Genomic DNA, 22,794 nt, shown 5'->3' with positions numbered 1-22,794 from the left:
GGTTCTTTACCCCTTGGTCCCCAATCGGTCAGGCTCTTGCTGTTGTGGGGGAGTCCATATACGACTGCAGGTTCTTTACCCCTTGGTCCCCAATCGGTCAGGCTCTTGCTGTTGTGGGGGAGTCCATATACGAATTGTTAGGCCGCGGCCCAGACTTGCGTGCGAGCCAGCCAATGCCAAATGCAATGGCACACAGTACGGCGAGCGCAGCCAAGCCGGCACTCTTCGGATAGAGGTCGTCCAGGCGCTTGACCCGGCCTACATCGGATGCCGATGGGGACACAAGCGCTACTACCGTTTGACCCTTGCGCCACTTCGGTACCCCAAAAAACTGCGTGCTGAAGTGGTGCAGCTGACCGTTTAGGTTGTACGCGACTACAGCGTGAACGTTGGTGGAGTATTGCCGCCCGTCACCCTGGGTTACTCGCTCGCTTCGCAGCTCAACAATCTCTGCGGGAGCCTCAACGAACCCAGCCACATACTGGCGCTCTTGCCGAAACAGCAGAGCGGCCGCACCAAGCAGCGCGATGATCAGAAGGAATGCGGGAAGTTTGCTCATTGCCTGTGCACCGATCTGGCGAGGCCTGACCAAGCGGCCTAACTTTGATGTAGTCGGCAATTCACCGGATATGCCCGGCAGCCGTCGGATAACGTGGCGCTGAGAAAATCCAAAAATCCAATGAATTCATATGCTTACGTTTTCATACTGGATGCATGAACAGGTATAACAGAACCCACAAATTCGCCGCAGCGCCACCCTTGGTATCCAAGCGTTTGCTGGATCAAGTTCGCGAGCGCATCCGTTACCTGCACTATAGCCTCACGACAAAGCCTATGTGTGCTGGGCACGCTTCTTCATCCTGTGGTCGGCCCAGCAAGGCGGCATGCGGCACCCGCGTGATATGGGCGGCAGCGATGTGGAGGCTTTCCTGACCATGCTCGCCAATGAGCGACAGGTGTCCCCTGCCACGCACCGGCAAGCCCTCAATGCCTTGATGTTCTTGTACCGCGATGTGTTGTGTGTCGAGCTGCCTTGGATGAACCAGATCGGACGATCCGCCCGAGTGCAAGCGCATTCCGGTGGTGTTGAGCGCACGAACAATCCACATCAAGCCGTCACGATCCAGCCTTCCAGTGGATCAGCCTTTTCAGGCAGCCCATAGCGCACATCCCCTTCGGCATGGCGCTGCTGCGCCCAGGCTGCCTGCAGCAGGCACAGCACGGCATCGAGCCGGTCGCCCTGCGCATCCTGCACCAGCGCCTCGCGCTGGATCTGGCGCAGTTGCAGTTGCAGGCCCAGGCGCGTGTGGCCCAGCTCCAGCGCGGTGAGCAGGTCCTTGCGTGCAATCAGGCGCTCCGGGGTCTGGCGCGCGCGGTCGTCGCTTTTGTAGCTGCGCCGCCCCAGCACCTCACGCGCCAGCAGGCCGGGGTAGGCCTCCAGCGCCACGCGGGCGGGATCACCGGCATGCAGACCCGGCAGATGCACACCGGCGTCCAGCAGCAGCGGCACGCCCGCATGCAGCATGTAGGCCACGGGCGGGTTGACCCACTTCATGCTCGGGCTGGAGCCTGCCGGGAGGTCGGTGGCGCGGTGCGCAAACTTGCCGCCCACCGGGCGGGCTGCGCAAAAACCGGCGAACGCATCGCGAATCTGCGCACGCGACAGCTGACGGTAGTGCTGCATGCAATCGATCCAGGCCAGCGGCCAGCCCAGGTGCTGCACCAGTTCGCGTGGCAGGCCGAACGGCAGGTCGAAACCGCCCACCCAATGCCCGGGTGCAGCCAGCCAGCGACCCAGGGCGTCCAGCGTGTCAAAGGTTTGCAGGGACTGCAGCCGCACGCGCGAACCCGCCAGCTCACCCAGCGCCATGACGATGGGTTTGCGCCGGCTGGGGCTGCTGGAGAAATCAACGCCCAGCAGCAGGGGTGGTGTGTCGGGGGCCATGCCGCTACCCCAGCGCCAGGGCCGTCACGCCCAGCGCTATGCACGCCGCGCCGCACAGCCGGGCCAGCCGGTCGCCCTCGCCCAGCAGGTGGCCGCCGATGAGCGCAGCGAACAGCATGGACACCTCGCGCGCCGGCGCCACGTGCGACAGCGGCGCCTCGCGCATGGCAAACAGCACCAGCACGTAGGCGATGGGGCTGACCACGGCCACCAGCAGCGCAAAGCGCCACTGCGCGCCCCAGAGCACCGCCGCCGTGGGCAGGTCGCGCAGCACCACCGGGGCCAGCAGCGCCACACGCACAAAATTGCCCATGTAATCCACCAGAATGGGCGACATCAGCAGCACCTTGACGGCGTAGCCGTCCACCACGGTGTAACTGGCGATGAAGGCGCCGGTCACCACACCATAGACCAGCCCCTTGTGCACGCGCTGCCGCGCCGCCGGGTCGTGCGCCGCACGCAGCAGCGCCGGCCCTCCCGCAATGAGGAAGACGCCACCGACCACGCCGATGATGCCCAGTGCCCCCAGCGCCGAGATGCGCTCACCCAGCAGCGTGACGGCCACGAGGGAGGACAGCAGCGGCCCCGTGCCCCGCGCCAGCGGATACACGACGGTCAGGTCGGCCTTGCGGTAGCCGCGCAGCAACGTGACGTAATACACCACATGCAGCACGCCACTGGCCAAGATGATGCCCCACTCCACGGCGCCCCACAGCGGCACGGCGTCGCGCCCCAGCCACCAGCCCAGCGGCGCCCAGAACAGCATCATCAGCACCGAAGTGAAGAAGGCAAAGCGCGCGTCGCCACCCGCCTTCTTGGCGGCAATGTTCCAACAGGCGTGGATCAGCCCGGCCAGGATGATGAGGGCGAAGGCGTGGAGGGTCATGCAAAAACAAAGGGCCGCAGCGCCCATCCGGGGCTGCGGCCTTCACAGGGTGCACCGAAAAGTCAGGCCCTGCCGATGATGCTCGCCGTGGCCATGAGTTCTTCGAGCAGCGCGAACGACACCTTGCCCGACACGGCATAGGGATCGAGTTCGGGCTTTTCGGAGTATTTGAGCAGGATGGAATGGTTGATCTTGCTGAGGTTGACCTGGCCCATGGTCCAGCCGCCGAAGCGTCGCTCGGCGATTTCCTCGAAGTGCAGCAGCTCCACGTTCTTGTGGCGAGCGTCGCGCTGGATGTGGCCATAGAGATCGCTCACCGCCGAGCGCCCGCCCTCGATGGCCTGCAGAAAGATGCCGCCGCCGTAGCACAGCACGCCGGTGATGCCGCAGGCCGGGTTGTGCTGGCGCGACTGGGCAAGAATGGCTTCGATGGCCTCGGGTGAGGTGTCCACCGCGCGGCTGGCATAGAGCAGGCGTACCAACATGGTCAGTTCACTTTCCAGGGATGAGAGAGAGGAATTCGCGGCGCAGGGCGCTGTCCTTGAGGAACACGCCGCGCATCACGGAGTTGATCATCTTGCTGTCCATCTCGCGCACGCCGCGCCAGGACATGCAGAAGTGGCTGGCCTCCATGACCACGGCCAGGCCGTCGGGCTGGGTTTTTTCCATGATCAGGTCGGCCAGTTGCACCACGGCTTCTTCCTGGATCTGCGGGCGGCCCATGATCCAGTCCACCAGGCGGGCGTACTTGGACAGGCCGATCACGTTGGTGTGCTCGTTGGGCATGATGCCGATCCAGATCTTGCCAATGACCGGACAGAAGTGGTGGCTGCAGGCGCTGCGCACCGTGAGCGGGCCGACGATCATCAGCTCGTTGAGGTGCTCGGCGTTGGGGAATTCGGTGATGGTGGGCGGCTGCACATAGCGGCCCTTGAACACCTCGCCCAGGTACATCTTGGCCACGCGGCGCGCGGTGTTCTGGGTGTTGTGGTCGCCTGCGGTGTCGATCACCAGGCTGTCGAGCACGCCCTGCATCTTGGACTCGACCTCGTCGAGCAACTGCTCCAGCTCGCCGGGCTGGATGAAGTCGGCGATGTTGTCGTTGGCATTGAAGCGCTTGCGCGCCGCCTGGATCCGCTCGCGGATCTTGACGGAAACGGGCGTTCCTTCGTCGAGGGGTGCTGGGTTCATGTCGGCGGCCAGTTGTCGGAACATGGGGAGATGGTAGCAGCGATCGGCATCCGATGTTTCAAAGGGTTTTTGGCCTCCAGCGCTTATTCTACAAGCGCCAGTAGCTATTATTTTTATAGCATCCCAGCAAAGTCAGTAGCGGTTGCCCGTGACCCACAGCGCCAGGCGCATGAGCACGAAGGCCACGCGGTCCAGGGCGCGTTCGTGCCAGGAGCGCAGCGCATAGCGTGTCGGGTCCAGCACCCTGCCCCCGTGCAGCATGGCGTGCTCCAGGCGTGCGCGCAGGTCCTGGGCAAAGGCGGCGTCTTCCACCACCACGTTGGCCTCGCGCGCCAGCAGCAGGCTCAGCGGGTCGAGGTTGGACGAGCCCACCGTGGCCCAGGGGCGCGCGCCATGGGCGTCGATCACCGCCACCTTGGCGTGCAGAAAGCTGGGCGCGTACTCGTGGATCTCCACCCCCGCCTTGAGCAGCGCGCCGTACACCGGGCGCGCCGCGTGGTACTGCATGAAGTACTCGTAGCGCCCCTGCAGCAGCAGCCGCACCCGCACGCCCCGGCGCGCCGCCATCTGCAGGGCCACGCGCAGCTTGCGCCCCGGCACGAAGTAGGCGTTGGCGATGATGATTTCTTCCCGCGCCGCCGCAATGGCACGGCGGTAGGCCTTTTCGATGCGGCTGCGGTGGCGCACGTTGTCGCGCAGCAGCAGGGCGGCGCGCATGCCCGGGCCGCTGTCGACATCGGGCGGCGCATGGTGGGCCGCGCTGGCGGCGCGCAGCGCCTGCAGGGCCTCGGGCAGGCGGCGCTGGCTGGCGTCGCGCACGGCCTGCATGCGCCACCACAGTTGCTCCATGGCATCGCTGGCCACGCCCACGAGCGCGCCCGTGGCCTGCACGGCAAAGTCAAAACGCGGCGCCACCAGGCGACCGTGGTTGGGGTCGTGAAAATCGTCCAGCACGTTGATGCCGCCACAGAACAGCACCCGGCCATCGACCACGCAGAGCTTGCGGTGCAGCCGCCGCCAACGGCGCGGCAGCAACAGCCCCAACGGACCCAGCGGCGAATACACTCGGCAATGCACGCCCGCAGCGCGCAGGCGATCGGCCCAGTCCTGCGGCAAACGGCCGGTACCTACGCCATCGACCACCAGGTGGGTGCGCACCCCGCGCCGGGCCGCACGCATCAGCGCCTGGGCCACCTCGGTGGCGGTGCCGGTGAAATCAAAAATGTAGGTCTCGAACTGAATATCCGACAACGCCGCGTCCATCGCGGCGATCAGTGCGGGAAACAGCTCCTGCGCCCCTTGCAGCAGCTGTACCTGGTGGCCTTCGGTCAGTTCAAACAGAACACTTGCCATCGCGCGCGTCAGATCTTGAATTCCGCGATCAGGGGCAAGTGGTCGGACATGCGCCACCACACCCGTCCGCGCGGCACGTGCAGGCCCACTGGGGTCAGGCCCCGGGCATAGACATGATCGAGCTGCGCCAGCGGCAGGCGCGCGGGGTAGGTGAAGGCACGCGGCTCCTCGTATTCGAGCAGCCCCAGCCCCGCGAGCATGCGGCCGATTTGCTGCCCCCAGTCGTTGAAGTCGCCCGCCACCAACAGCGGCCCATTGCGCGGAACCTCGCGTTCGATGAAGCGCTCCAGCAGGCCCACCTGGCGCACCCGGCTGCCCGGAATAAGGCCCAGATGCACCACGATCACATGCACGTCGCGCCCGTGTGCATGCACATGCACATGCAGCAGGCCACGCTGCTCGAAGCGGTGGTCGGAGATGTCCTCGTGCTGGTGGCCCACCACCGGCCAACGCGACAGCAGCGCGTTGCCATGTTCGCCATGGCGGGTGATCGCGTTGGTGCGGTAAACGGCCTCATAGCCTTCGGGCGCCAGAAAGTCCGCCTGCGGCATGTCCGGCCAGTACGGAAAAAAACGCGCCTCGCGCCGGTGCAGCTTGCGCACCTCTTGCAGACAGACGATGTCGGCATCGAGCTGCTCCACGGCCAAGCCCAGGTTGTGGATCTCCAGCCGACGCATCGGACCCAGGCCCTGTACGCCTTTGTGGATGTTGTAGGTGGCAACCCTAAGAATGTTGCTGCTGTGCATCTGATCATTGTCACCCAGCAGGTGCCCAGCCGAAAAGCCCGCTGATGGGAGTTTCATGCAGAACACAAAGTTCTACACTAAGGCGTCATCATTGTTACGCGGCTACGCCGAACGTACCCCTCTTCCATGGCAACCTCCCGCTCCCCCGACACGCTGGCTTTGGTGGTGGACAGCAATGTCACCTCGCGCGGCCTGCTGTCGGCGCAATTGCGGGATTACGGCGTGACCAAGGTGGTGCAGTGCAGCCGCATCCAGGACGCACGCAGTAGGCTGGAACACACGGTTTTCGACTACGTGCTGTGCGACCAGTACTTTCCGGACTCCCAATCCAGCGGCCAGACCTTGCTGGACGACCTGCGCCGCGCTCAGCTGCTACCCTTTTCAACCGTGTTCTTCATGGTCACCACCGAGGCCACCTATGCGGCCGTGGCCGAAGCGGCCGAATCGGCGCTGGACGGCTACCTGCTCAAGCCCTTCACACCGCTGACGCTGTTCGAGCGCCTGAGCGCAGCACGCCAGCGCAAGACGCACCTGCGCCCCATCTTCGACGCCATCGAACAGGGCGACTTCGAGGCCGCTGCCAAGCTGTGCATTGCCCAGTTCACCGGGCGCAAGCCCTACTGGCTGTATGCCGCGCGCATAGGCTCGGAGCTGCTGCTGCGGCTGGGCCGCCACGAGGAGGCGCGCCTGCTGTTCGAGGCCATCCTCAAAGCCCGCGCCATTCCCTGGGCCAAACTGGGCGTGGCCCGCGCACAGATCGAGGCAGGCCACCCGACACGCGCCGTGGCCACGCTGATGGGCCTGATCGGCGAAGACCCTGGCTACGCCGACGCCTACGATGTGCTGGGCCGCGCCCAGGTGGAAATGGGGCATTTTGCCGAGGCAATCGAAACCTATCGCACGGCCAGCGAGCTGACACCCGACTCCGTGGTGCGCCTGCAGAAGCTGGGCATGATGTGCTACTACATGGGTGAGCGCGCCACCGCAGTGCAGGTGCTCTCGCGTGCCGTGGTGCTGGGCATCGATTCCAAGCTGTTCGACTACCAGTCACTCGTGCTGCTCGCATTCGCCTACTTCGATGAAAAGGACGGCAAGGGCATCGACCGCTGCATTGCGGACTTTGGCCGTGTCCTGGACAGACATGGCGACAGCCAGCGCATCCAGCGTTTTGCACAGGTCGTGGGCACGCTGCAGGCCATCCACCAAAATCAGGTGGCCCTGGCCGTGCAATTGGTCCGCAGCATGGCTCCGGAGATCCGGCACAGCGCCTTCGACCTGGAGGCCGCCTGCAACCTGGGCAGTCTGCTGTCGGTGCTGGCCAACACCTCCATCGACCTGCAAGAAGGCCACGAGTGGATCGAAGCGATCGGCATGCGCTATTCGAGTACGCGCGGCCTGTGCGAGCTGCTGGCCAGTGCCTGCCGCAGCTGCGAGGCCTATGCGGACAAGATCCGCGATTGCCTGCAACGCGTGAACCGGATGGCCGAAGAAGCCATGGCGCAGCACCTGGCCGGCGCCCCTGCCCAGGCCCTCGACTCCCTGCTGCAGTCCACCCGCAAACACCTCAACACCAAGCTCATCGACCTGGCACAGCAGCTCCTGCTGCGCCACCAGACCCATCTGCCCGACGCACCGGCGCTGCAAGAGCAGATCGACGATCTGCGCACCCAATGCGGCAGCGCCCCGGCAAGAGCCCTGCTCGGACAAGACAGCGAACGCCAACCCGGTGGAGTGGCGCTGCGCGCGACCGCCAACGCGTCAGCGGCCTGACGGCCCCGGAGCGCCCTGCACACCAGGCAGCACCGCCAAGCGTGGCAGCCAAAGGCAGGCCTCGGCATTGGAAGGCGAATAGCAGGCGTCGGCCGCATCCAACCAGGGGAGCCATTTCCAATCCACATGCTCGCGCGGGTTGAGCACCACCGGCGTGCCGGCCGGCACCTGAAGGCTGAACAGGTGCTCGGTGTTCTCGCACACACCGGGCGCGTAGCGGTGCAGCCATTGCGGGTAGATGCCGTAGATGTTCTCCAGATGCCAGTCGCGCAGGATGCAGCCGGGCGCCCGCACATCGATGCCGGTTTCCTCCCAGACCTCACGCACGGCGGCTTCTTCAAAGCTCTCGTGAAGATGGTCTTTGCTGCCGGTGACCGATTGCCAGAACTCCGGCGCATCGGCCCGTCGGATCAGCAGCACATCGAGCGCGGCGGTATGGATCACCACCAGCACCGATTCGGGAATCTTGTACGACCGAGGCACCGCCCTGCCCTGCTCAGCCGCCACGCTCCTTCTGCGCGCCAGCGCGCACGGGCACGTCCGGCGGCAGTTCCTTGGCCTGCAAGGCCCGCACCTGCACCACCAGCTGGTTGTGCGCGTCCAGGAAGGCCGCCGCAATCACCTTGCCCTCGTTGGTGTTGCTCCAGCCCGCACCGGCAGCACCGCCCAGCTTGCCAAACGCAATGCCGGCCACTCCCAGATCGGTGGTGCGTGCCGAGCCCGTGGCCGCCGCGACCTGCTCGGTGGTTTCGTTGTCGGACAACAGCAGTGCAGTCTGCGCCTCCTTGAGCTTGACCTGTTCGGCCAGCCCGATCAGGCCCGCCATGTCGCGCAGCACCGGAATCATGCCCAGCAAGCCCGCCAGGCCGCGCCCGGCGTCCTGCTCACTGAAGGTCAGGCTGGGGGTGAGCGTGTACTGCGCCTCGTAGCCCTTGCCCTTGGCCACGGTGGTGTTCTTGCGCAGCACGCCCGATTCGCGCAGCTCCTGCTCCTGCAGCGTGCCGCGCAGGCCGGCCGCGCGGTCCACCACGCGAAAGCACCCACTCTGCTGAGCCAGCAGCTTGACCAAAGGCACGGGCGAGGCCGGCAACTGGTAGGCACCGCCCATCACGTAACCATGGGGGTTCTCGGCCAGCGCCAGCGTGGCCACGGGTGCGTCGCAACGCACCAGCTCGCGCGCGGCGTTCTGCGCGCCCTGCGGCCCGGCCGATCCGGTGACTACCGAGCCGCCCTGGCCCAGTTCGGTTTTCTTCTCGCCACAGGCCACCAGGGCCAGTGCCACCAGCAGCGCAACGCAGGAAGTTTTCAAGCAATCTCGGGCCACGTTCATCCTCGGTCAGTCAAACGGCGCATGCGCCATGAAAAAAGGGCGCCCGAAGGCGCCCCTGATTCTGCCCCATGGCCGGGTTCAGGCCTTGGCCGCGTCCGGGTTGCGCAGGCGGATGTGCAGCTCGCGCAGCTGCTTCTCGTCCACGGGCGACGGTGCCTGCGTCAGCAGGTCCTGGGCGCGCTGGGTCTTGGGGAAGGCGATCACATCGCGGATCGACTCGGCGCCCGTCATGAGCGTGATCAGGCGATCGAGGCCAAAGGCCAAGCCGCCATGCGGGGGCGCGCCGTACTGCAAGGCGTCCAGCAGGTAGCCGAACTTGGCCTGGGCGTCCTCGGGCGTGATCTTGAGCGCGGTGAACACCTTGCTCTGCACGTCGGCGCGGTGGATACGCACCGAACCACCGCCCAGCTCCCAGCCGTTGAGCACCATGTCGTAGGCCTTGGCCAGGCACTTGCCGGGGTCGGTATCCATCAGGTCTTCGTGACCGTCCTTCGGGCTGGTGAAGGGGTGGTGCACGGCCGTCCAGCGGTCTTCTTCCTCGTCGTGCTCGAACATGGGGAAGTCCACCACCCACAGCGGCGCCCAGCGGTTCTCGAACAGGCCGTTCTTCTTGCCGAACTCGCTGTGGCCGATCTTGAGGCGCAGCGCGCCGATGGCGTCGTTGACGACCTTTTCCTTGTCGGCGCCGAAGAACAGCAGGTCGCCGTTCTGCGAGCCCGTGCGCTTGAGCACTTCAGCCAGCGCGGCGTCGTGGATGTTCTTGACGATGGGCGACTGCAGACCATCGCGCCCATTGGACAGATCGTTCACCCGGATGTAGGCCAGGCCCTTGGCGCCGTAGATCTTCACGAACTCGGTGTAGCCGTCGATCTCGCCACGACTGATGCCGCCGCCTTCGACCGAGCCACCGGGCACGCGCAGGGCCACCACGCGGCCGCCCTTCATGTTGGCGGCGCCGGAGAACACCTTGAAGTCCACGTCCTTCATCACGTCGGTCAGCTCGGTGAATTCGAGCTTGACACGCAGGTCGGGCTTGTCGGAGCCGAAGCGGTGCGCCGCTTCCTGGTAGGTCATGGTGGGGAATTCGCCCAGGTCCACGCCCAACTGCTGCTGGAACACTTCCTTGATCATGCGCTGGAAGATGGCGCGGATTTCCTCTTCGCTCAGGAACGAGGTTTCGCAGTCGATCTGCGTGAACTCGGGCTGGCGGTCGGCGCGCAGATCTTCGTCGCGGAAGCACTTGGTGATCTGGTAGTAGCGGTCGTAACCGGCCACCATCAGCATCTGCTTGTAGAGCTGGGGCGACTGGGGCAGCGCGAAGAACTGGCCGTCATGCACACGGCTGGGCACCAGGTAGTCGCGCGCGCCCTCGGGCGTGCTCTTGCCCAGCATGGGCGTCTCGATGTCGATGAAGCCTTCCTTGTCGAGGAAGTTGCGCACCTGGATGGCCGTCTTGTAGCGCAGCATCATGTTGCGCTGCATGTGCGGGCGGCGCAGGTCCATCACGCGGTGCGTGAGGCGCGTGGTTTCCGACAGGTTCTCGTCGTCCATCTGGAACGGCGGCGTGACGGAGGGGTTGAGGACCTTGAGCTCGTGGCACAGCACCTCGATCTTGCCGCTCTTGAGACCGTCGTTGGTCGTGCCCTCGGGGCGCGCGCGCACCAGGCCCACCACCTGCACGCAGAACTCGTTGCGCACTTCCTCGGCGGTCTTGAACATCTCGGCGCGGTCGGGGTCGCACACCACCTGCACGGAGCCTTCACGGTCACGCAGGTCGATGAAGATCACGCCGCCATGGTCGCGGCGGCGATTGACCCAGCCAGCGAGGGTGACGGTTTGGCCCAGCAGGGCTTCAGTGACTAGACCGCAGTAGTGGGAACGCATGGCCATGGCAAAACTTCCGGCGCCGTCGTGGCGCATAAAAAAGGTTACTTGATTGTTGCGGGAACGGGGTCAACCGGCGCGACCACGCCCATGGAAACGATGTAGCGCAAAGCCGCATCGACACTCATGTCGAGTTCGACGCAATCGCTCTTGCGCACCATCACGAAATACCCGCCCGTCGGGTTGGGCGTGGTGGGCACGTACACGCTGACGAATTCATCGCGCAGGTAAGCAGCCACCTCGCCGCTGGGTGCGCCGGTGACGAAGGCCACTGTCCACACCCCCTCGCGCGGCCACTGCACCAGCACCGCGGTGCGGAAGGCATTGCCGCTTTCGGAAAACAGGGTGTCCGACACCTGCTTGACGCTCGAATAGATCGACCGCACCACCGGGATGCGGCTGACCAGGTGGTCGCCCCAGGCGACCAGCTTGCGCCCGGCAAAGTTGCTGGCCACCGCACCGGTCACCAGCAGAATGAGCAGCGTCAGCAGAACCCCGAAACCGGGGATGTGGAAACCCAGCAAGCGGTCCGGATGCCAGGCCTCGGGCAGGATCAGCAGCGTCTGGTCCAGCATGCCGACGATCCAGTGAAGCACCGAAATGGTGATCGCTCCAGGAACGATCACCAGCAGACCGGTGAAAAGCCACTTGCGCAAGGGAGCCATCTGGGGCTCAACTCGACGCGGCCGGCCTGGCCGCAGCGGCAGCCGGACAGCTGGCGCAGGATTCCTTTGCGGCTGCGGGCGCAGATTCGCCGGAACCGGCTGCAGCACCGCTACTACCGCCACGGAAATCGGTCGCATACCAGCCCGAGCCCTTGAGCTGGAAACCGGCAGCCGTGATCTGTTTGGAAAAGGCTTCCGCCCCACAGGCCGGGCAGGTGGTCAGCAGAGGATCCGAGATTTTTTGTAGCACATCCTTGGCATGGCCACAGGAGCCGCATTTGTAGGCATAGATTGGCATATCGCGAGCCTGGACTGTTAGTGCAAAGCCTTCAATTATAGGCGGCCTCCCTGCTTTCAAGCCGGAAGGCCGCAACCAGAGCTGCACGGTTACCGCCCGATTCAGGCCCCGGCGCTGCCCTCGTAATGGTGCACATGCCCCTTGTGGTCCGGCACGAACTGCGGCAGCAGCGAGCCCGCCACCATGCCCACCAAGGCAGCCAGCAACCCGGCGAGTTGCTGCGGGAACGCCTCCGACAGCGATGCACTGGCCACGAACAGCAACCACACACCAAGGCCCATGGCCACCGCCATCAAAGCGCCCTGCGTGGTGGCGCGCTTCCAATAGAGGCCGAACACCAGCGGCACGAACGCCCCCACCAGCGGCACCTGGTAGGCACCAGAGACCATTTCATAGATCGACGTGCCCTGCATGGTGATGGCATAGGTCAGCACACAGCCCGTGAACACCAGCACGGACACCCGCATGGCCTTGAGCGTCATGGCATCGCTCATGCCTGGACGCAGGTTGCGCAGGATGTTCTCGACGAAGGTGGTCGATGGCGCCAGCAGCGTGGCCGACGCCGTGGACATGATGGCCGACAGCAACGCACCAAAGAAGGCAATCTGCAATACCAGCGGCATGCGCTCCATGACCAGCGTGGGCAGCACCTTCTGCGGATCGTCCTTCAGCAGGGCCTGTGCCGTCTCGGGCATGATCAAAATGGCAGAGGTGACCACGAACATCGGGATGAAGGCGAACAGCAGGTAGAGCACGCCACCGATCACCGGGCCGGTGCGCGCCGTGCTGGCACTGTTGGAGGACATGACGCGCTGGAACACGTCCTGCTGCGGAATGGAACCCAGCATCATGGTGATGGCCGACGCAATGAAGAAGGACCACTCCTTCATCCCCCCATCCTTGGGAAAGAACTGGAACTTTCCTTCGCGCGCAGCATAGTCGATGACCTTGCCGGCGCCACCGGCCAGATCGGCAGCAAACCAGGCGATGGCGATCAGGCCCAGGGCAATGACGATCATCTGCACAAAATCGGTCAGCGCCACCGACCACATGCCACCATACAAGGTATAGACCAGCACCACCAGCGTACCGAGCACCATGCCCGCGGTGATGGACATGGCGCCCTGCGTGAGCAGGTTGAAGACCAGACCCAGGGCCGTGATCTGCGCGGCCACCCAGCCGAGGTAGCTGAAGATGATGATGGCGGAACACAGCACCTCGATGGACCGCCCGAAACGCTGGCGGTAGTAGTCACCCAGCGTGATCAGGTTCTTCTGGTAGAGCCGGTAGGCAAAGAACAGGCCGACCAGCACCAGGCACATGGACGCACCGAACGGGTCCTCGACCACAGCGCCCAGCCCGCCATCGACGAACCGCGCCGAGACGCCAAGCACCGTCTCGGAGCCAAACCAGGTCGCGAACGTGGTCGCAATCACCACGGCCAGCGGCAGGCTGCGGCCCGCCACCGCATAGTCCGCAGTGTTGTGCACGCGCGTGGCGGCATACAGGCCAATTGCAATGGATGCCAGCAAATACAGAACGATGAAGGTGACCAGCATGCGCCGCTCCGCGATCAGGGTAAGGTTAAGAACCTGTTCAAGATAAAACGACGCGCATTATCTGCGCATCCGTTGCACAACGGGACCGGGCACCACCGAGATGGGAAGAAACCCCTAGAAAACCCGCACCCGCACGATGATCTGCATCACGATCAGACCCAGCACAAATCCCAAGCCCGAGTACAGCAGTCCCTGCAACAGATGATTGGTGCGCCGTTGCTCGCGCAGCAGCTCCAGCAGCTCACGCTGCTGCTGGGGCGTCCCCTGGCGCTGCAGGTGGTCGTGCAAGAGTCGGGGCAAGGCGGGCAGGATCTTGGCGTAGTGCGGCAACTGGTCGCGCAGTTCGCGGCGCAGGCGCTGGGGGCCAAGCTGGTCCAGCATCCACTTTTCCAGGAAGGGCTTGGCCGTGCTCCACAGGTCCAGGTCGGGGTCGAGCTGGCGACCCAAGCCTTCGATGTTGAGCAGGGTTTTCTGCAGCAGCACCAGCTGGGGCTGGATCTCGACGTTGAAGCGCCGCGAGGTCTGGAACAGCCGCAGCAACACCATGCCCAGGGATATTTCCTTCAGGGGTCGGTCGAAATACGGCTCGCACACCGTGCGCACCGCCGCCTCCAGTTCGTTGACGCGGGTCTCGGGCGGCACCCAGCCGCTTTCGATGTGCAGCTCAGCCACGCGCTTGTAGTCACGCCGGAAAAACGCGGTGAAGTTCTGCGCCAGGTATTCCTTGTCGAACTCGGTGAGCGTGCCCACAATGCCAAAGTCCAGCGAAATATAGCGCCCGAAAGTGGCCGGGTCCAGGCTGACCTGGATGTTGCCGGGGTGCATGTCCGCATGGAAAAAACCGTCGCGAAACACCTGGGTGAAGAAGATGGTCACCCCGTCGCGCGCCAGCTTGGGAATATCGACCCCCGCTTCGCGCAGACGATCCACCTGGCTGATGGGCACGCCATTCATGCGTTCCATCACCATCACTTCGGGGTGGCAGAAGTCCCAGTGAATGATGGGTACTTCCACGAGGTTCAGCCCTTCCATGTTGCGGCGCAACTGAGCGGCATTGGCGGCCTCGCGCACCAGGTCCAGCTCGTCGTGCAGGTAGTTGTCGAACTCGGCCACCACCTCGCGCGGCTTGAGGCGCTTGCCATCGGCCGACAGGCTTTCCACCCAGCCTGCCATCATGCGCATGAGGCTCAGGTCTTTCTCGATGACATGCAGCATGCCCGGCCGCAACACTTTGACAGCAACCTCGTGCTGCTGGCCCTTGCGGTCACGCAGGCGGGCGAAGTGCACCTGGGCAATGGAGGCGCTGGCCACCGGCTCACGCTCGAAATGCTCGAACACCTCGCCAATGGGTCGCTTGAAGGCGCGCTCAATGGTGGCAATGGCCACGGCGGGGTCAAACGGCGGCACCCGGTCCTGCAGCAGCGCCAATTCATCGGCGATGTCCGGCGGCATCAGATCGCGCCGCGTGGACAGCACCTGGCCGAACTTCACAAAAATCGGCCCCAGCCGCTCCAACGCCTCACGCAGACGCTGCCCGCGCGGCGCACTCAGGTCGCGCCCCACCGACACGGTGCGCGCCAGCAGGCGCAGCCAGGGCTTCTGGAAGCTGGTGAGCACCAGCTCGTCCAGGCCAAAACGCAGCACCACCCAGACGATGGTGGCCCCTCGGAAGAACTGCTTCATGGAGTGGTACGTTCCACGGACCAGCCCGACGGCCCACCAGCGGGCGGCACACGGTCCTGCAGAAAGCCGCGCAAGGCCTGCGCCGCGCTGCCCGCCAGGTTGGCCAGGGTGTGCGCAGGCACGTCCCCGATCAGGCGCGCCAGATCGTCCTCTACGTCCCAGCGCAGGTTGTCGGCCAGCCATTGGATATCGCCGGCAAACTGCACATCCCCATCAATGCGCACGCTCGGGCGTTCTCCGCGCAGTGCGGCCTGCGCCAGATCCAGGGGCGACGCCTGCATGACCTCCAGGCGCAGATCGGGCGTGGCCGCTGGGGGTGCCAGATCAAAGAGGCCCGCCGGTGTGACCTGCAGCGCCATGAAGAAATGGCGCCACTGCATGCGCACCACCCGCCCACGGCTCGGAACCAGCCGCTGGGTGGCCGCGCTTTCCTGCATCAAGACATGGTTGAGCAGCAACACCACGCGGTGCTGCACCTCGTGCACCAGCCACTGCGGGGGCTGCGGGCCTGCGGCCACGCGCTCGAACACGCTGCCGACAAAAGAAAAAGGGGACTGTGTTGCCATAGTCCCCGATTATTCCCCGAACCGCGCGCTCAGGCGCATGGTCCGGTCAAATACACGGCTTTACTGCAGCGCTTGCACGCCCGCCACCAGCCAGCCGCTGCGCCCTTCCTTGGGCTTGGTCATGTTCCAGACTTCACGGAACGGGCTGGGGCCGGCCGAGGGCTCCTCGCGGATCAGGCCCGAGAACTCGACGCTGGCCATGTAGGCGTTGCCCACATCCTCGATACCGAGCAACTGTGCCTCCAGCATGACCACATCGGTCTGGTTGGGCTGGCCTGCGCCCTGGGCTTCGCGCTCGGCAAGCTGGCTGCGGATCTCGTCCAGCATGGCGTCGGTCATCATGGAGCGCAGGGTGGCCACATCGGCCTTGTCCCACGCAGCCTGCAGGGTGATGAAATTGCGCCGCGCAGCTTCGGTAAAGCCCGCCACGTCAAAACCCTCAGGCACGCCCCAGTTTTGCGAACCACCCAGTGCCGAACCGATGACAGAGCCCGCACCGGCCTGGCGCTGCGCCTCGAACGCCATGCTGCTTCGCTCCCAAGGGCGCGCCGAAGCGTCGTTGCCCACATTGGCGGGACTGTAGTCACGCGGCACCGACGCCTCCTGGGGAGAAGCCGCAGGCGCGCCCGCCCCCTGGAAGGCCAGAGGCGCACCACCCGCCACGGCAGGCGCCTTGCGGCCGCGCATCACCATGCGGATGACCGCGAAGGCCGCCACGGCGACCAACAACACCAACAGAAACTGACCGAAACCTTCCCCCATGCCCAGGCTGTGGGCCAGCCAGGCCAGGCCCAGGCCTGCCGCCAGGCCGCCCAGCATGGCGCCCCAGGGCTTCTTGGGGGCGACCTGCGGCGCAGCCGCAGGCGTCGCTGGCTTGGCCGGTGCAGCGGCATTCTGTGTGGGTGCCCCTGGTGCAGCCGGGGGGGTGGCATCGCGTTGCGTCACATTGCTGGACTGCTGGCCCATCGATTTGCCTCCGCCCAGGCGCTTGGCCTGCGCTTCAGGCTGGACGAACACCAGGGCCAGCACAAACAGGGCAGACAAAAGGGTTTTCATGGCGGGGATCTCCTTGGAAGTCACACTTGCTCTCTCAACTCAACACTTGATACCCACATGCAGGGCGACCACGCCGCCGGTCATGTTGTGGTAGTCCACATGGCCGAAACCGGCCTCGTGCATCATGGCCTTGAGCTCTTCCTGACCGGGGTGCATGCGGATGGATTCGGCCAGGTAACGGTAGCTGTCGGCATCGCCCGTGACCAGTTGACCCAGGCGCGGCAGGATGTTGAAGGAATACCAGTCGTAGGGCTTGGCCAATGGCTGGGCCACGCGCGAGAACTCCAGCACCAGCAGCTTGCCGCCGGACCTGAGCACGCGGCACATCTCGCGCAGCGCAATGTCCTTGTGCGTCATGTTGCGCAGGCCAAAGGCCACGCTGACCAGGTCAAAGTGCTGGTCGGGAAACGGGAGCTGCTCCGCATCGCACACCAGGGTGGGCAACACCACGCCCTTGTCGATCAGTCGGTTGCGACCCACGCGCAACATGGCTTCGTTGATGTCGGTATGCACCACACGGCCACTGGCGCCCACCTTGCGGGCAAAAGCCAGCGACAGGTCGCCCGTGCCCCCGGCAATGTCCAGCACCTGCTGGCCTTCCTGCAGGTTGGCCACCATCACGGTGTAGGCCTTCCAGGCGCGGTGCAGGCCGCCAGACATCAGGTCGTTCATCAGGTCGTACTTGGACGCAACCGAGTCGAACACTCCGCGCACACGGCGTGCCTTTTCTTTCTCATCGACCGACTGGAAACCGAAATGCGTGGTGCTCATGGTGGAAATGCTAGCGGTGAAGGGTTCAACCCCGCGAATGCGTGGGATATAGGATTCTAAAGCCTTAGCGGCATCCAAGGCTTATCGATAAAGCGCCATCAGCTATAAAAATGATAGCACGCGAAGTGTTGCAAATTGGCTTTAGCCACAGCCGGAACCGGAGCCGCACCCCGATCCATGGCCATGGGAGGGCTTGCGCCCAGGCATGGGGGTGTCCCGGTCCACCCCTGCAGCCTCCAGGCGGCGCAGGTAATCCTCCCACCGCGCAGCCTGGTGCTGGCCCAGCGCGTAGAGGTAGTCCCAGGAGTAGATGCCGCTGTCGTGCCCATCCGAGAACTGGAGCTTGACGGCGTAGTTGCCCACGGGCTCGATGTCGGCGATTTCCACATTCCGCTTGCCCGTCTGCAGCACCTCCTGGCCAGGGGCATGGCCCATGACCTCGGCCGATGGGGAATAGACGCGCAGCAGCTCAAACGGCAGGCGGAATGCAGCGCCGTCGGAGAACACCAGCTCCAACTGGCGCGACTGGCCGTGTACGGTGATGGATTGGGGCGTAGGGGAGCCGGGGGTCAGGCCTGCCATGGGAATGCATCGTGTGGAAGTGAGATGAACAACGCCATTGTCCCATTGCCTGGGCAAGTCCCCTGACAATGCACGCGTTGCGCGTGAGGGTGGAAGGCGGTGTCTGCGGCTTCACCCAACGCTGGGCAGGCTGCGTTCCAGAAGCTCGTGCAGCGCCGCGTCCAGCGCGGGCAGCCGCTCGCGCAGCACCGCTTCCTGGGCGCTGTCGCGTTCACGCTGCGCACTGGCCCACACCGGCGCCGGAAAGTGACTGTCCCAGCCAAAGCGCGCAATCACATGCCAGTGCAGGTGCGGCACCATGTTGCCCAGGGCGGCGAGGTTGACCTTGGTGGGTGCCAAGTGCTCGCGCAACACCTGCTCGACCACCGTGACGGCGTCCATGCAGTGCCGGCGCTCGGCCTGCGTCAGGTCGGAGAACTCGGCCACATGGGCGTTCCAGACCACGCGGTAAAACGCCGGGAAGCCCGGCTCGTCGGCGCGGATCACGCGCAGCTGCGTGCCGCGCCAAACCAGCTGTCCGCCGTCCGTCATGCACAGCGGACAGGTCATCACACCAGCACCCGCTCGATGCCGCCCGCGTTGGCCTTGGCCACGTACTCGGGCAGCCAGTTCTCGCCAATGATCTGCTTGGCCATCTCGATGACGATGTAGTCGGCTTCGAGCAGGCCGGTGGAGAGGTCGTCCTGGTAGCGCGTGATGCCCTGCAGGCAGCTCGGGCAGCTGGTCAGGATCTTGATGTTGTCCTGCGCGCCCACGGCGCCGCTGGCGCGCAGTTGCGCTTCGCCCTTGCGGATTTCCTGCTCCTTGCGGAAGCGCACCTGGGTGGAGATGTCGGGCCGCGTGACGCCCAGCGTGCCCGATTCGCCACAGCAGCGCTCGCTCTTGAGCACCTTGTCGCCCACCAGGGCGCGCACGGTCTTCATCGAGTCGCCCTGCTTCATGGGGTTGTGGCAGGGCTCGTGGTACAGGTAGCCGCCCTGCCCAGCCGGCAGCGTGATGCCTTTTTCGAGCAGGTATTCGTGGATGTCGATGATGCGGCAGCCAGGGAAGATCTTGTCGAACTCGTAGCCCTGGAGCTGGTCGTAGCAAGTGCCGCAACTCACCACCACGGTCTGGATGTCCAGGTAGTTGAGCGTGTTGGCCACGCGGTGGAAGAGCACCCGGTTGTCGGTGATCATCTTCTCGGCCTTGTCGAACTGGCCGCTGCCGCGCTGGGGGTAGCCGCAGCACAGGTAGCCCGGCGGCAGCACGGTCTGCACGCCCGCATGCCACAGCATGGCCTGCGTGGCCAGGCCCACCTGGCTGAACAGACGCTCGGAGCCGCAGCCAGGGAAGTAGAACACTGCCTCCGTGTCGGCCGTGGTGGTGGCCGGGTCGCGGATGATGGGCACGTAGTCCTTGTTCTCGATGTCCAGCAGCGCGCGTGCTGTCTTGGTGGGCAGACCGCCGGGGAGCTTCTTGTTGACGAAGTGGATCACCTGCTCCTTGACCGGCGCCGGGCCCACGCTGGCAGGCGGGCGCTGCGTCTGGCGGCGCGAGATGCTGCGCAGCACGTCCACCGCCATGCGCTGCGCCTTGAAGCCCGCGCCCACCATGGCGGCGCGCAGCAGCTTGATGGTGTCGGGATTGGTGGCATTGAGCATGGCCATGGCCAGCTTGTTACCGGGGCGCCAGCTCTTCTTGCCCATCTTGCGCAGCAGGTTGCGCATGTTCATGGTGACGTCGCCGAAGTCGATCTTCACCGGGCAGGGCGTGTAGCACTTGTGACACACGGTGCAGTGGTCGGACACGTCCTCGAACTCCTGCCAGTGCTTGATGCTCACGCCCCGGCGCGTCTGCTCTTCGTACAAAAAGGCCTCGACCAGCAGCGAGGTGGCCAGGATCTTGTTGCGCGGCGAGTACAGCAGGTTGGCGCGCGGTACATGCGTGGCGCACACGGGCTTGCACTTGCCGCAGCGCAGGCAGTCCTTCACGCTGTCGGCAATGGCGCCGATGTCGCTCTGCTGCATGATCAGCGACTCGTGCCCCATGAGGCCGAAGCTGGGCGTGTAGGCGTTGGTCAGGTCGGCGAACAGCGGCAAGGAATCCTGGGCATTTTTGGCCTCTGACGCTTTCTCAGCAAGCGCTGAATGCTCCTGATTTCGTAGCAACTTACCTTTGTTGAAGCGGCCGTGGGGATCGACGCGCTGCTTGTACTGCGCAAAGGGGCGCAGCTCGTCTTCGGACAGAAACTCCAGCTTGGTGATGCCGATGCCGTGCTCGCCCGAGATCACGCCGCCCAGGCTGCGCGCCAGGTGCATGATGCGCCCCACCGCTTCGTGCGCGGTCTGCAGCATCTCGTAGTCGTCGCTGTTGACGGGGATGTTGGTGTGCACGTTGCCATCGCCCGCGTGCATGTGCAGCGCCACCCACACGCGGCCCTTGAGCACGCGCTGGTGGATGGCCGTGCACTCGGCCAGCAGGGGCGCAAAGGCGCCGCCATTGAAGATCTGCTGCAGCGGGGTGCGGATTTGCGTCTTCCAGCTGGCGCGCAGGCTGTGGTCCTGCAGTTGCGGGAACAGTGTGTCCACCTCGCGCAGCCACTGCGCCCACAGGGCACGCACCTCGGCCACCAGGGCCAAGGCCTGCTGCACGCGGTCTTCCAGCAGCTCGGCGCTGGGCAGCTCGCTGGCGTCGTCGGTCTTGCCAAGCGGCAGGTTGCCCCGGCGCAGGAAGGCGTCCAGCTCGTCGCACAGGCGCAGCTTGTTGCGCAGCGACAGCTCGATGTTGATGCGCTCGATGCCGTCGGTGTATTCCCACATGCGTGGCAGCGGGATCACCACGTCCTCGTTGATCTTGAAGGCGTTGGTGTGGCGGCTGATGGCCGCCGTGCGCTTGCGGTCGAGCCAGAACTTCTTGCGTGCCTCGGGGCTGATGGCCACAAAGCCCTCGCCGCTGCGCGAGTTGGCGATGCGCACCACCTCACTGGTGGCGCGGGCCACGGCGTCCTGGTCGTCGCCGGCGATGTCGCCCACCAGCACCATCTTGGGCAGCCCGCCGCGCTTGGACTTGGTGGCATAACCCACGGCCTTGAGGTAGCGGTCGTCCAGGTGTTCCAGGCCGGCCAGCACCACGCCCGAGCGCTTTTGCTCGGCGAACATGAAGTCCTTGATCTCGACGATGCTGGGCACGGCGTCCTTGGCATTGCCGAAGAATTCCAGGCACACCGTGCGCGTGTGCGCGGGCATGCGGTGCACCACCCAGCGTGCGCTGGTGATGAGGCCGTCGCAGCCCTCCTTCTGCACCCCTGGCAGGCCCGACAGGAACTTGTCGGTCACGTCCTTGCCCAGGCCCTCCTTGCGGAATTGCGCGCCGGGAATGTCCAGCCGCTCGGTGCGCACCGGGGTCTTGCCGTCGGCTTCGAAGTAGCGCAGCTCAAAGCTGGCCATGGCAGCGTCGTGGATCTTGCCCAGGTTGTGGTCCAGGCGCACCACCTCCAGCCATTGCGCGTCAGGCGTCACCATGCGCCAGCTCGCCAGGTTGTCCAGCGCCGTGCCCCACAGCACGGCTTTCTTGCCGCCCGCGTTCATGGCGACGTTGCCGCCGATGCACGAGGCCTCGGCGCTGGTGGGGTCCACGGCAAACACGTAGCCGCCGCGCTCGGCGGCATCGGCCACGCGCTGGGTCACCACACCGGCTTCGGTCCAGATGGTGGCCACCTCGCGGTCCAGCCCGGGCAGGCGCACCATCTCCACCTCGGTCATGGCCTCGAGCTTTTCGGTGTTGATGACGGCGCTGCGGTCGGTCAGCGGAATGGCGCCGCCGGTGTAGCCCGTGCCGCCCCCGCGCGGGATGACGGTCAGCCCCAGCTCGAAGCAGCCCTTGACCAGCCCGGCCATCTCGGCCTCGGTGTCGGGGGTGAGCACCACGAAGGGGTATTCCACGCGCCAGTCGGTCGCGTCGGTCACATGGCTCACGCGCGAGAGGCCGTCGAACTTGATGTTGTCGCCCGCCGTCAGCCGCCCCAGCACCCGGCGTGCCTTGCGGCGCAGTTCGGCCGTCTGCTGGAACGAGGCGTCAAACCGCCCCACCGCAGCGCGTGCGGCCTCCAGCAGCTCGCCCACCAGCGCGTCGCGCGCGGCATCCTTGTCGGGGGTGCGGCGCTTTTGCACCTCACCCAGGCGGTGCTCCAGCGCCTGCACCAGCTGGCGGCGGCGCTGGGGGTTGTCCAGCAGGTCGTCCTGCAGGTAGGGGTTGCGCTGCACCACCCAGATATCGCCCAGCACCTCGTAGAGCATGCGCGCCGAGCGGCCGGTCTGGCGCTCCTGGCGCAGCTGCTGCAGGGTGCCCCAGGCCTTCATCCCCAGCAGGCGGATGACGATCTCGCGGTCCGAAAAGCTCGTGTAGTTGTAGGGAATCTCGCGCAAACGCACGGGTTCGGGGGCCTGCGCCGTGAGGGCGGCCAACGCGGTGGGGGCATTCATTCGGTGGAACCTGGGTTAGGGCAGTGCGCCTCGGGCCTGCGCTCAA

Annotated in this window: 22 protein-coding genes; 2 read left to right on the top strand and 20 right to left on the bottom strand. The window is 65.3% G+C overall.

Features of this window, described 5'->3' with window-relative positions:
* Window positions 1-97: 97 nt before the first annotated feature.
* Complete coding sequence (locus MJ602_RS04250; protein ID WP_243019527.1) at window positions 98-559, bottom strand: DUF3592 domain-containing protein; 462 nt, start codon at window positions 557-559, stop codon at window positions 98-100.
* Between the two features lie 325 nt (window positions 560-884).
* Here MJ602_RS04250 and MJ602_RS16865 point away from each other — a divergent pair, with 325 nt between their 5' ends.
* Window positions 885-1,163 (top strand): phage integrase N-terminal SAM-like domain-containing protein, encoded by a 279-nt coding sequence (locus tag MJ602_RS16865; RefSeq protein WP_479725625.1) that lies wholly within the window; start codon window positions 885-887, stop codon window positions 1,161-1,163.
* Here MJ602_RS16865 and MJ602_RS04240 read toward each other — a convergent pair.
* The 6 genes from MJ602_RS04240 to MJ602_RS04215 all read right to left on the bottom strand — a co-directional run bounded on the left by MJ602_RS04240 (window position 1,109) and on the right by MJ602_RS04215 (window position 6,121).
* On the bottom strand, window positions 1,109-1,945 hold the full coding sequence (locus MJ602_RS04240; protein ID WP_243019525.1) for a DUF429 domain-containing protein: 837 nt from the start codon (window positions 1,943-1,945) through the stop codon (window positions 1,109-1,111). The genes MJ602_RS16865 and MJ602_RS04240 overlap by 55 nt on opposite strands.
* A 4-nt stretch (window positions 1,946-1,949) precedes the next feature.
* The gene (locus MJ602_RS04235; RefSeq protein WP_243019523.1) at window positions 1,950-2,831 is read right to left on the bottom strand and encodes a DMT family transporter; all 882 of its coding nucleotides are present in this window, start codon (window positions 2,829-2,831) and stop codon (window positions 1,950-1,952) included.
* 62 nt (window positions 2,832-2,893) lie between these two features.
* Window positions 2,894-3,316 carry a BLUF domain-containing protein gene (locus tag MJ602_RS04230; RefSeq protein ID WP_243019521.1) on the bottom strand — a complete coding sequence of 141 codons (423 nt, stop codon included), beginning with the start codon at window positions 3,314-3,316 and terminating at the stop codon, window positions 2,894-2,896.
* A gap of 7 nt (window positions 3,317-3,323) precedes the next feature.
* Window positions 3,324-4,046 carry a GTP cyclohydrolase I gene (gene folE, locus MJ602_RS04225; protein ID WP_243019519.1) on the bottom strand — a complete coding sequence of 241 codons (723 nt, stop codon included), beginning with the start codon at window positions 4,044-4,046 and terminating at the stop codon, window positions 3,324-3,326.
* 108 nt (window positions 4,047-4,154) lie between these two features.
* Window positions 4,155-5,375 (bottom strand): cardiolipin synthase ClsB, encoded by a 1,221-nt coding sequence (gene clsB, locus MJ602_RS04220; protein ID WP_243019518.1) that lies wholly within the window; start codon window positions 5,373-5,375, stop codon window positions 4,155-4,157.
* A gap of 8 nt (window positions 5,376-5,383) precedes the next feature.
* A complete protein-coding gene (locus MJ602_RS04215) occupies window positions 5,384-6,121 on the bottom strand; it encodes an endonuclease/exonuclease/phosphatase family protein (protein WP_243019547.1) in 738 nt (245 codons plus the stop codon).
* 126 nt (window positions 6,122-6,247) lie between these two features.
* On the opposite strand from MJ602_RS04215, the gene MJ602_RS04210 reads away from it, so the two are divergent.
* Window positions 6,248-7,891, top strand: a complete 1,644-nt coding sequence (locus tag MJ602_RS04210; RefSeq protein WP_243019516.1) for a response regulator — start codon at window positions 6,248-6,250, stop codon at window positions 7,889-7,891.
* Here the strand turns inward: MJ602_RS04210 and nudB are convergent.
* From nudB to MJ602_RS04145, 13 genes are all read right to left on the bottom strand, one after another.
* Complete coding sequence (nudB, locus tag MJ602_RS04205) at window positions 7,880-8,398, bottom strand: dihydroneopterin triphosphate diphosphatase (RefSeq protein ID WP_243019514.1); 519 nt, start codon at window positions 8,396-8,398, stop codon at window positions 7,880-7,882. The two genes, MJ602_RS04210 and nudB, sit on opposite strands and share 12 nt — an antisense overlap.
* Window positions 8,388-9,221 (bottom strand): CsgG/HfaB family protein, encoded by an 834-nt coding sequence (locus MJ602_RS04200; protein ID WP_423246685.1) that lies wholly within the window; start codon window positions 9,219-9,221, stop codon window positions 8,388-8,390. Before MJ602_RS04200 ends, nudB begins: the two co-directional genes overlap by 11 nt.
* 78 nt (window positions 9,222-9,299) lie before the next feature.
* Complete coding sequence (gene aspS / locus MJ602_RS04195; protein WP_243019511.1) at window positions 9,300-11,111, bottom strand: aspartate--tRNA ligase; 1,812 nt, start codon at window positions 11,109-11,111, stop codon at window positions 9,300-9,302.
* Between the two features lie 38 nt (window positions 11,112-11,149).
* Complete coding sequence (locus tag MJ602_RS04190; protein ID WP_243019510.1) at window positions 11,150-11,770, bottom strand: DUF502 domain-containing protein; 621 nt, start codon at window positions 11,768-11,770, stop codon at window positions 11,150-11,152.
* Between the two features lie 7 nt (window positions 11,771-11,777).
* Window positions 11,778-12,068 carry an FmdB family zinc ribbon protein gene (locus tag MJ602_RS04185; protein ID WP_243019509.1) on the bottom strand — a complete coding sequence of 97 codons (291 nt, stop codon included), beginning with the start codon at window positions 12,066-12,068 and terminating at the stop codon, window positions 11,778-11,780.
* Between the two features lie 101 nt (window positions 12,069-12,169).
* Complete coding sequence (locus tag MJ602_RS04180) at window positions 12,170-13,627, bottom strand: high affinity choline transporter 1 (protein WP_162017069.1); 1,458 nt, start codon at window positions 13,625-13,627, stop codon at window positions 12,170-12,172.
* Window positions 13,628-13,741: 114 nt separating this feature from the next.
* Window positions 13,742-15,310, bottom strand: a complete 1,569-nt coding sequence (gene ubiB, locus MJ602_RS04175; RefSeq protein ID WP_162017070.1) for a ubiquinone biosynthesis regulatory protein kinase UbiB — start codon at window positions 15,308-15,310, stop codon at window positions 13,742-13,744.
* Window positions 15,307-15,876: a hypothetical protein gene (locus tag MJ602_RS04170; RefSeq protein ID WP_243019508.1), complete on the bottom strand. Its 570-nt coding sequence runs from the start codon at window positions 15,874-15,876 to the stop codon at window positions 15,307-15,309. The genes ubiB and MJ602_RS04170 overlap by 4 nt, the downstream gene beginning before the upstream one ends.
* 60 nt (window positions 15,877-15,936) lie before the next feature.
* On the bottom strand, window positions 15,937-16,932 hold the full coding sequence (locus MJ602_RS04165; RefSeq protein ID WP_243019507.1) for a Tim44 domain-containing protein: 996 nt from the start codon (window positions 16,930-16,932) through the stop codon (window positions 15,937-15,939).
* 39 nt (window positions 16,933-16,971) lie between these two features.
* Window positions 16,972-17,703 carry a bifunctional demethylmenaquinone methyltransferase/2-methoxy-6-polyprenyl-1,4-benzoquinol methylase UbiE gene (ubiE, locus tag MJ602_RS04160; protein WP_243019506.1) on the bottom strand — a complete coding sequence of 244 codons (732 nt, stop codon included), beginning with the start codon at window positions 17,701-17,703 and terminating at the stop codon, window positions 16,972-16,974.
* A gap of 141 nt (window positions 17,704-17,844) precedes the next feature.
* Window positions 17,845-18,285, bottom strand: a complete 441-nt coding sequence (locus tag MJ602_RS04155; protein WP_243019505.1) for a gamma-butyrobetaine hydroxylase family protein — start codon at window positions 18,283-18,285, stop codon at window positions 17,845-17,847.
* 111 nt (window positions 18,286-18,396) lie between these two features.
* The gene (locus MJ602_RS04150; protein ID WP_243019504.1) at window positions 18,397-18,834 is read right to left on the bottom strand and encodes an HIT family protein; all 438 of its coding nucleotides are present in this window, start codon (window positions 18,832-18,834) and stop codon (window positions 18,397-18,399) included.
* Window positions 18,834-22,748, bottom strand: coding sequence for a DUF3683 domain-containing protein (locus MJ602_RS04145; protein ID WP_243019503.1), 3,915 nt, complete (start codon window positions 22,746-22,748; stop codon window positions 18,834-18,836). Before MJ602_RS04145 ends, MJ602_RS04150 begins: the two co-directional genes overlap by 1 nt.
* Window positions 22,749-22,794: the final 46 nt, after the last annotated feature.

The sequence above is a fragment of the Simplicispira sedimenti genome (assembly GCF_022760965.1).
In the GTDB taxonomy this organism is placed as follows: Bacteria; Pseudomonadota; Gammaproteobacteria; order Burkholderiales; family Burkholderiaceae_C; genus Simplicispira; species Simplicispira sedimenti.
Note: the sequence above shows the minus strand (reverse complement) of the source record. Positions and strands in the feature narration are given on the sequence as shown.

Bases quoted from the DNA above. Each gene is read 5' to 3' on its own strand.
- MJ602_RS04250 (WP_243019527.1), bottom strand. From the start codon at position 559: ATGAGCAAACTTCCCGCATTCCTTCTGATCATCGCGCTGCTTGGTGCG.
- MJ602_RS16865 (WP_479725625.1), top strand. From the start codon at position 885: ATGCGGCACCCGCGTGATATGGGCGGCAGCGATGTGGAGGCTTTCCTG.
- MJ602_RS04240 (WP_243019525.1), bottom strand. From the start codon at position 1,945: ATGGCCCCCGACACACCACCCCTGCTGCTGGGCGTTGATTTCTCCAGC.
- MJ602_RS04235 (WP_243019523.1), bottom strand. From the start codon at position 2,831: ATGACCCTCCACGCCTTCGCCCTCATCATCCTGGCCGGGCTGATCCAC.
- MJ602_RS04230 (WP_243019521.1), bottom strand. From the start codon at position 3,316: ATGTTGGTACGCCTGCTCTATGCCAGCCGCGCGGTGGACACCTCACCC.
- folE (WP_243019519.1), bottom strand. From the start codon at position 4,046: ATGTTCCGACAACTGGCCGCCGACATGAACCCAGCACCCCTCGACGAA.
- clsB (WP_243019518.1), bottom strand. From the start codon at position 5,375: ATGGCAAGTGTTCTGTTTGAACTGACCGAAGGCCACCAGGTACAGCTG.
- MJ602_RS04215 (WP_243019547.1), bottom strand. From the start codon at position 6,121: ATGCACAGCAGCAACATTCTTAGGGTTGCCACCTACAACATCCACAAA.
- MJ602_RS04210 (WP_243019516.1), top strand. From the start codon at position 6,248: ATGGCAACCTCCCGCTCCCCCGACACGCTGGCTTTGGTGGTGGACAGC.
- MJ602_RS04200 (WP_423246685.1), bottom strand. From the start codon at position 9,221: ATGAACGTGGCCCGAGATTGCTTGAAAACTTCCTGCGTTGCGCTGCTG.
- aspS (WP_243019511.1), bottom strand. From the start codon at position 11,111: ATGGCCATGCGTTCCCACTACTGCGGTCTAGTCACTGAAGCCCTGCTG.
- MJ602_RS04190 (WP_243019510.1), bottom strand. From the start codon at position 11,770: ATGGCTCCCTTGCGCAAGTGGCTTTTCACCGGTCTGCTGGTGATCGTT.
- MJ602_RS04185 (WP_243019509.1), bottom strand. From the start codon at position 12,068: ATGCCAATCTATGCCTACAAATGCGGCTCCTGTGGCCATGCCAAGGAT.
- MJ602_RS04180 (WP_162017069.1), bottom strand. From the start codon at position 13,627: ATGCTGGTCACCTTCATCGTTCTGTATTTGCTGGCATCCATTGCAATT.
- ubiB (WP_162017070.1), bottom strand. From the start codon at position 15,310: ATGAAGCAGTTCTTCCGAGGGGCCACCATCGTCTGGGTGGTGCTGCGT.
- MJ602_RS04170 (WP_243019508.1), bottom strand. From the start codon at position 15,876: ATGGCAACACAGTCCCCTTTTTCTTTTGTCGGCAGCGTGTTCGAGCGC.
- MJ602_RS04165 (WP_243019507.1), bottom strand. From the start codon at position 16,932: ATGAAAACCCTTTTGTCTGCCCTGTTTGTGCTGGCCCTGGTGTTCGTC.
- ubiE (WP_243019506.1), bottom strand. From the start codon at position 17,703: ATGAGCACCACGCATTTCGGTTTCCAGTCGGTCGATGAGAAAGAAAAG.
- MJ602_RS04155 (WP_243019505.1), bottom strand. From the start codon at position 18,285: ATGGCAGGCCTGACCCCCGGCTCCCCTACGCCCCAATCCATCACCGTA.
- MJ602_RS04150 (WP_243019504.1), bottom strand. From the start codon at position 18,834: ATGACCTGTCCGCTGTGCATGACGGACGGCGGACAGCTGGTTTGGCGC.
- MJ602_RS04145 (WP_243019503.1), bottom strand. From the start codon at position 22,748: ATGAATGCCCCCACCGCGTTGGCCGCCCTCACGGCGCAGGCCCCCGAA.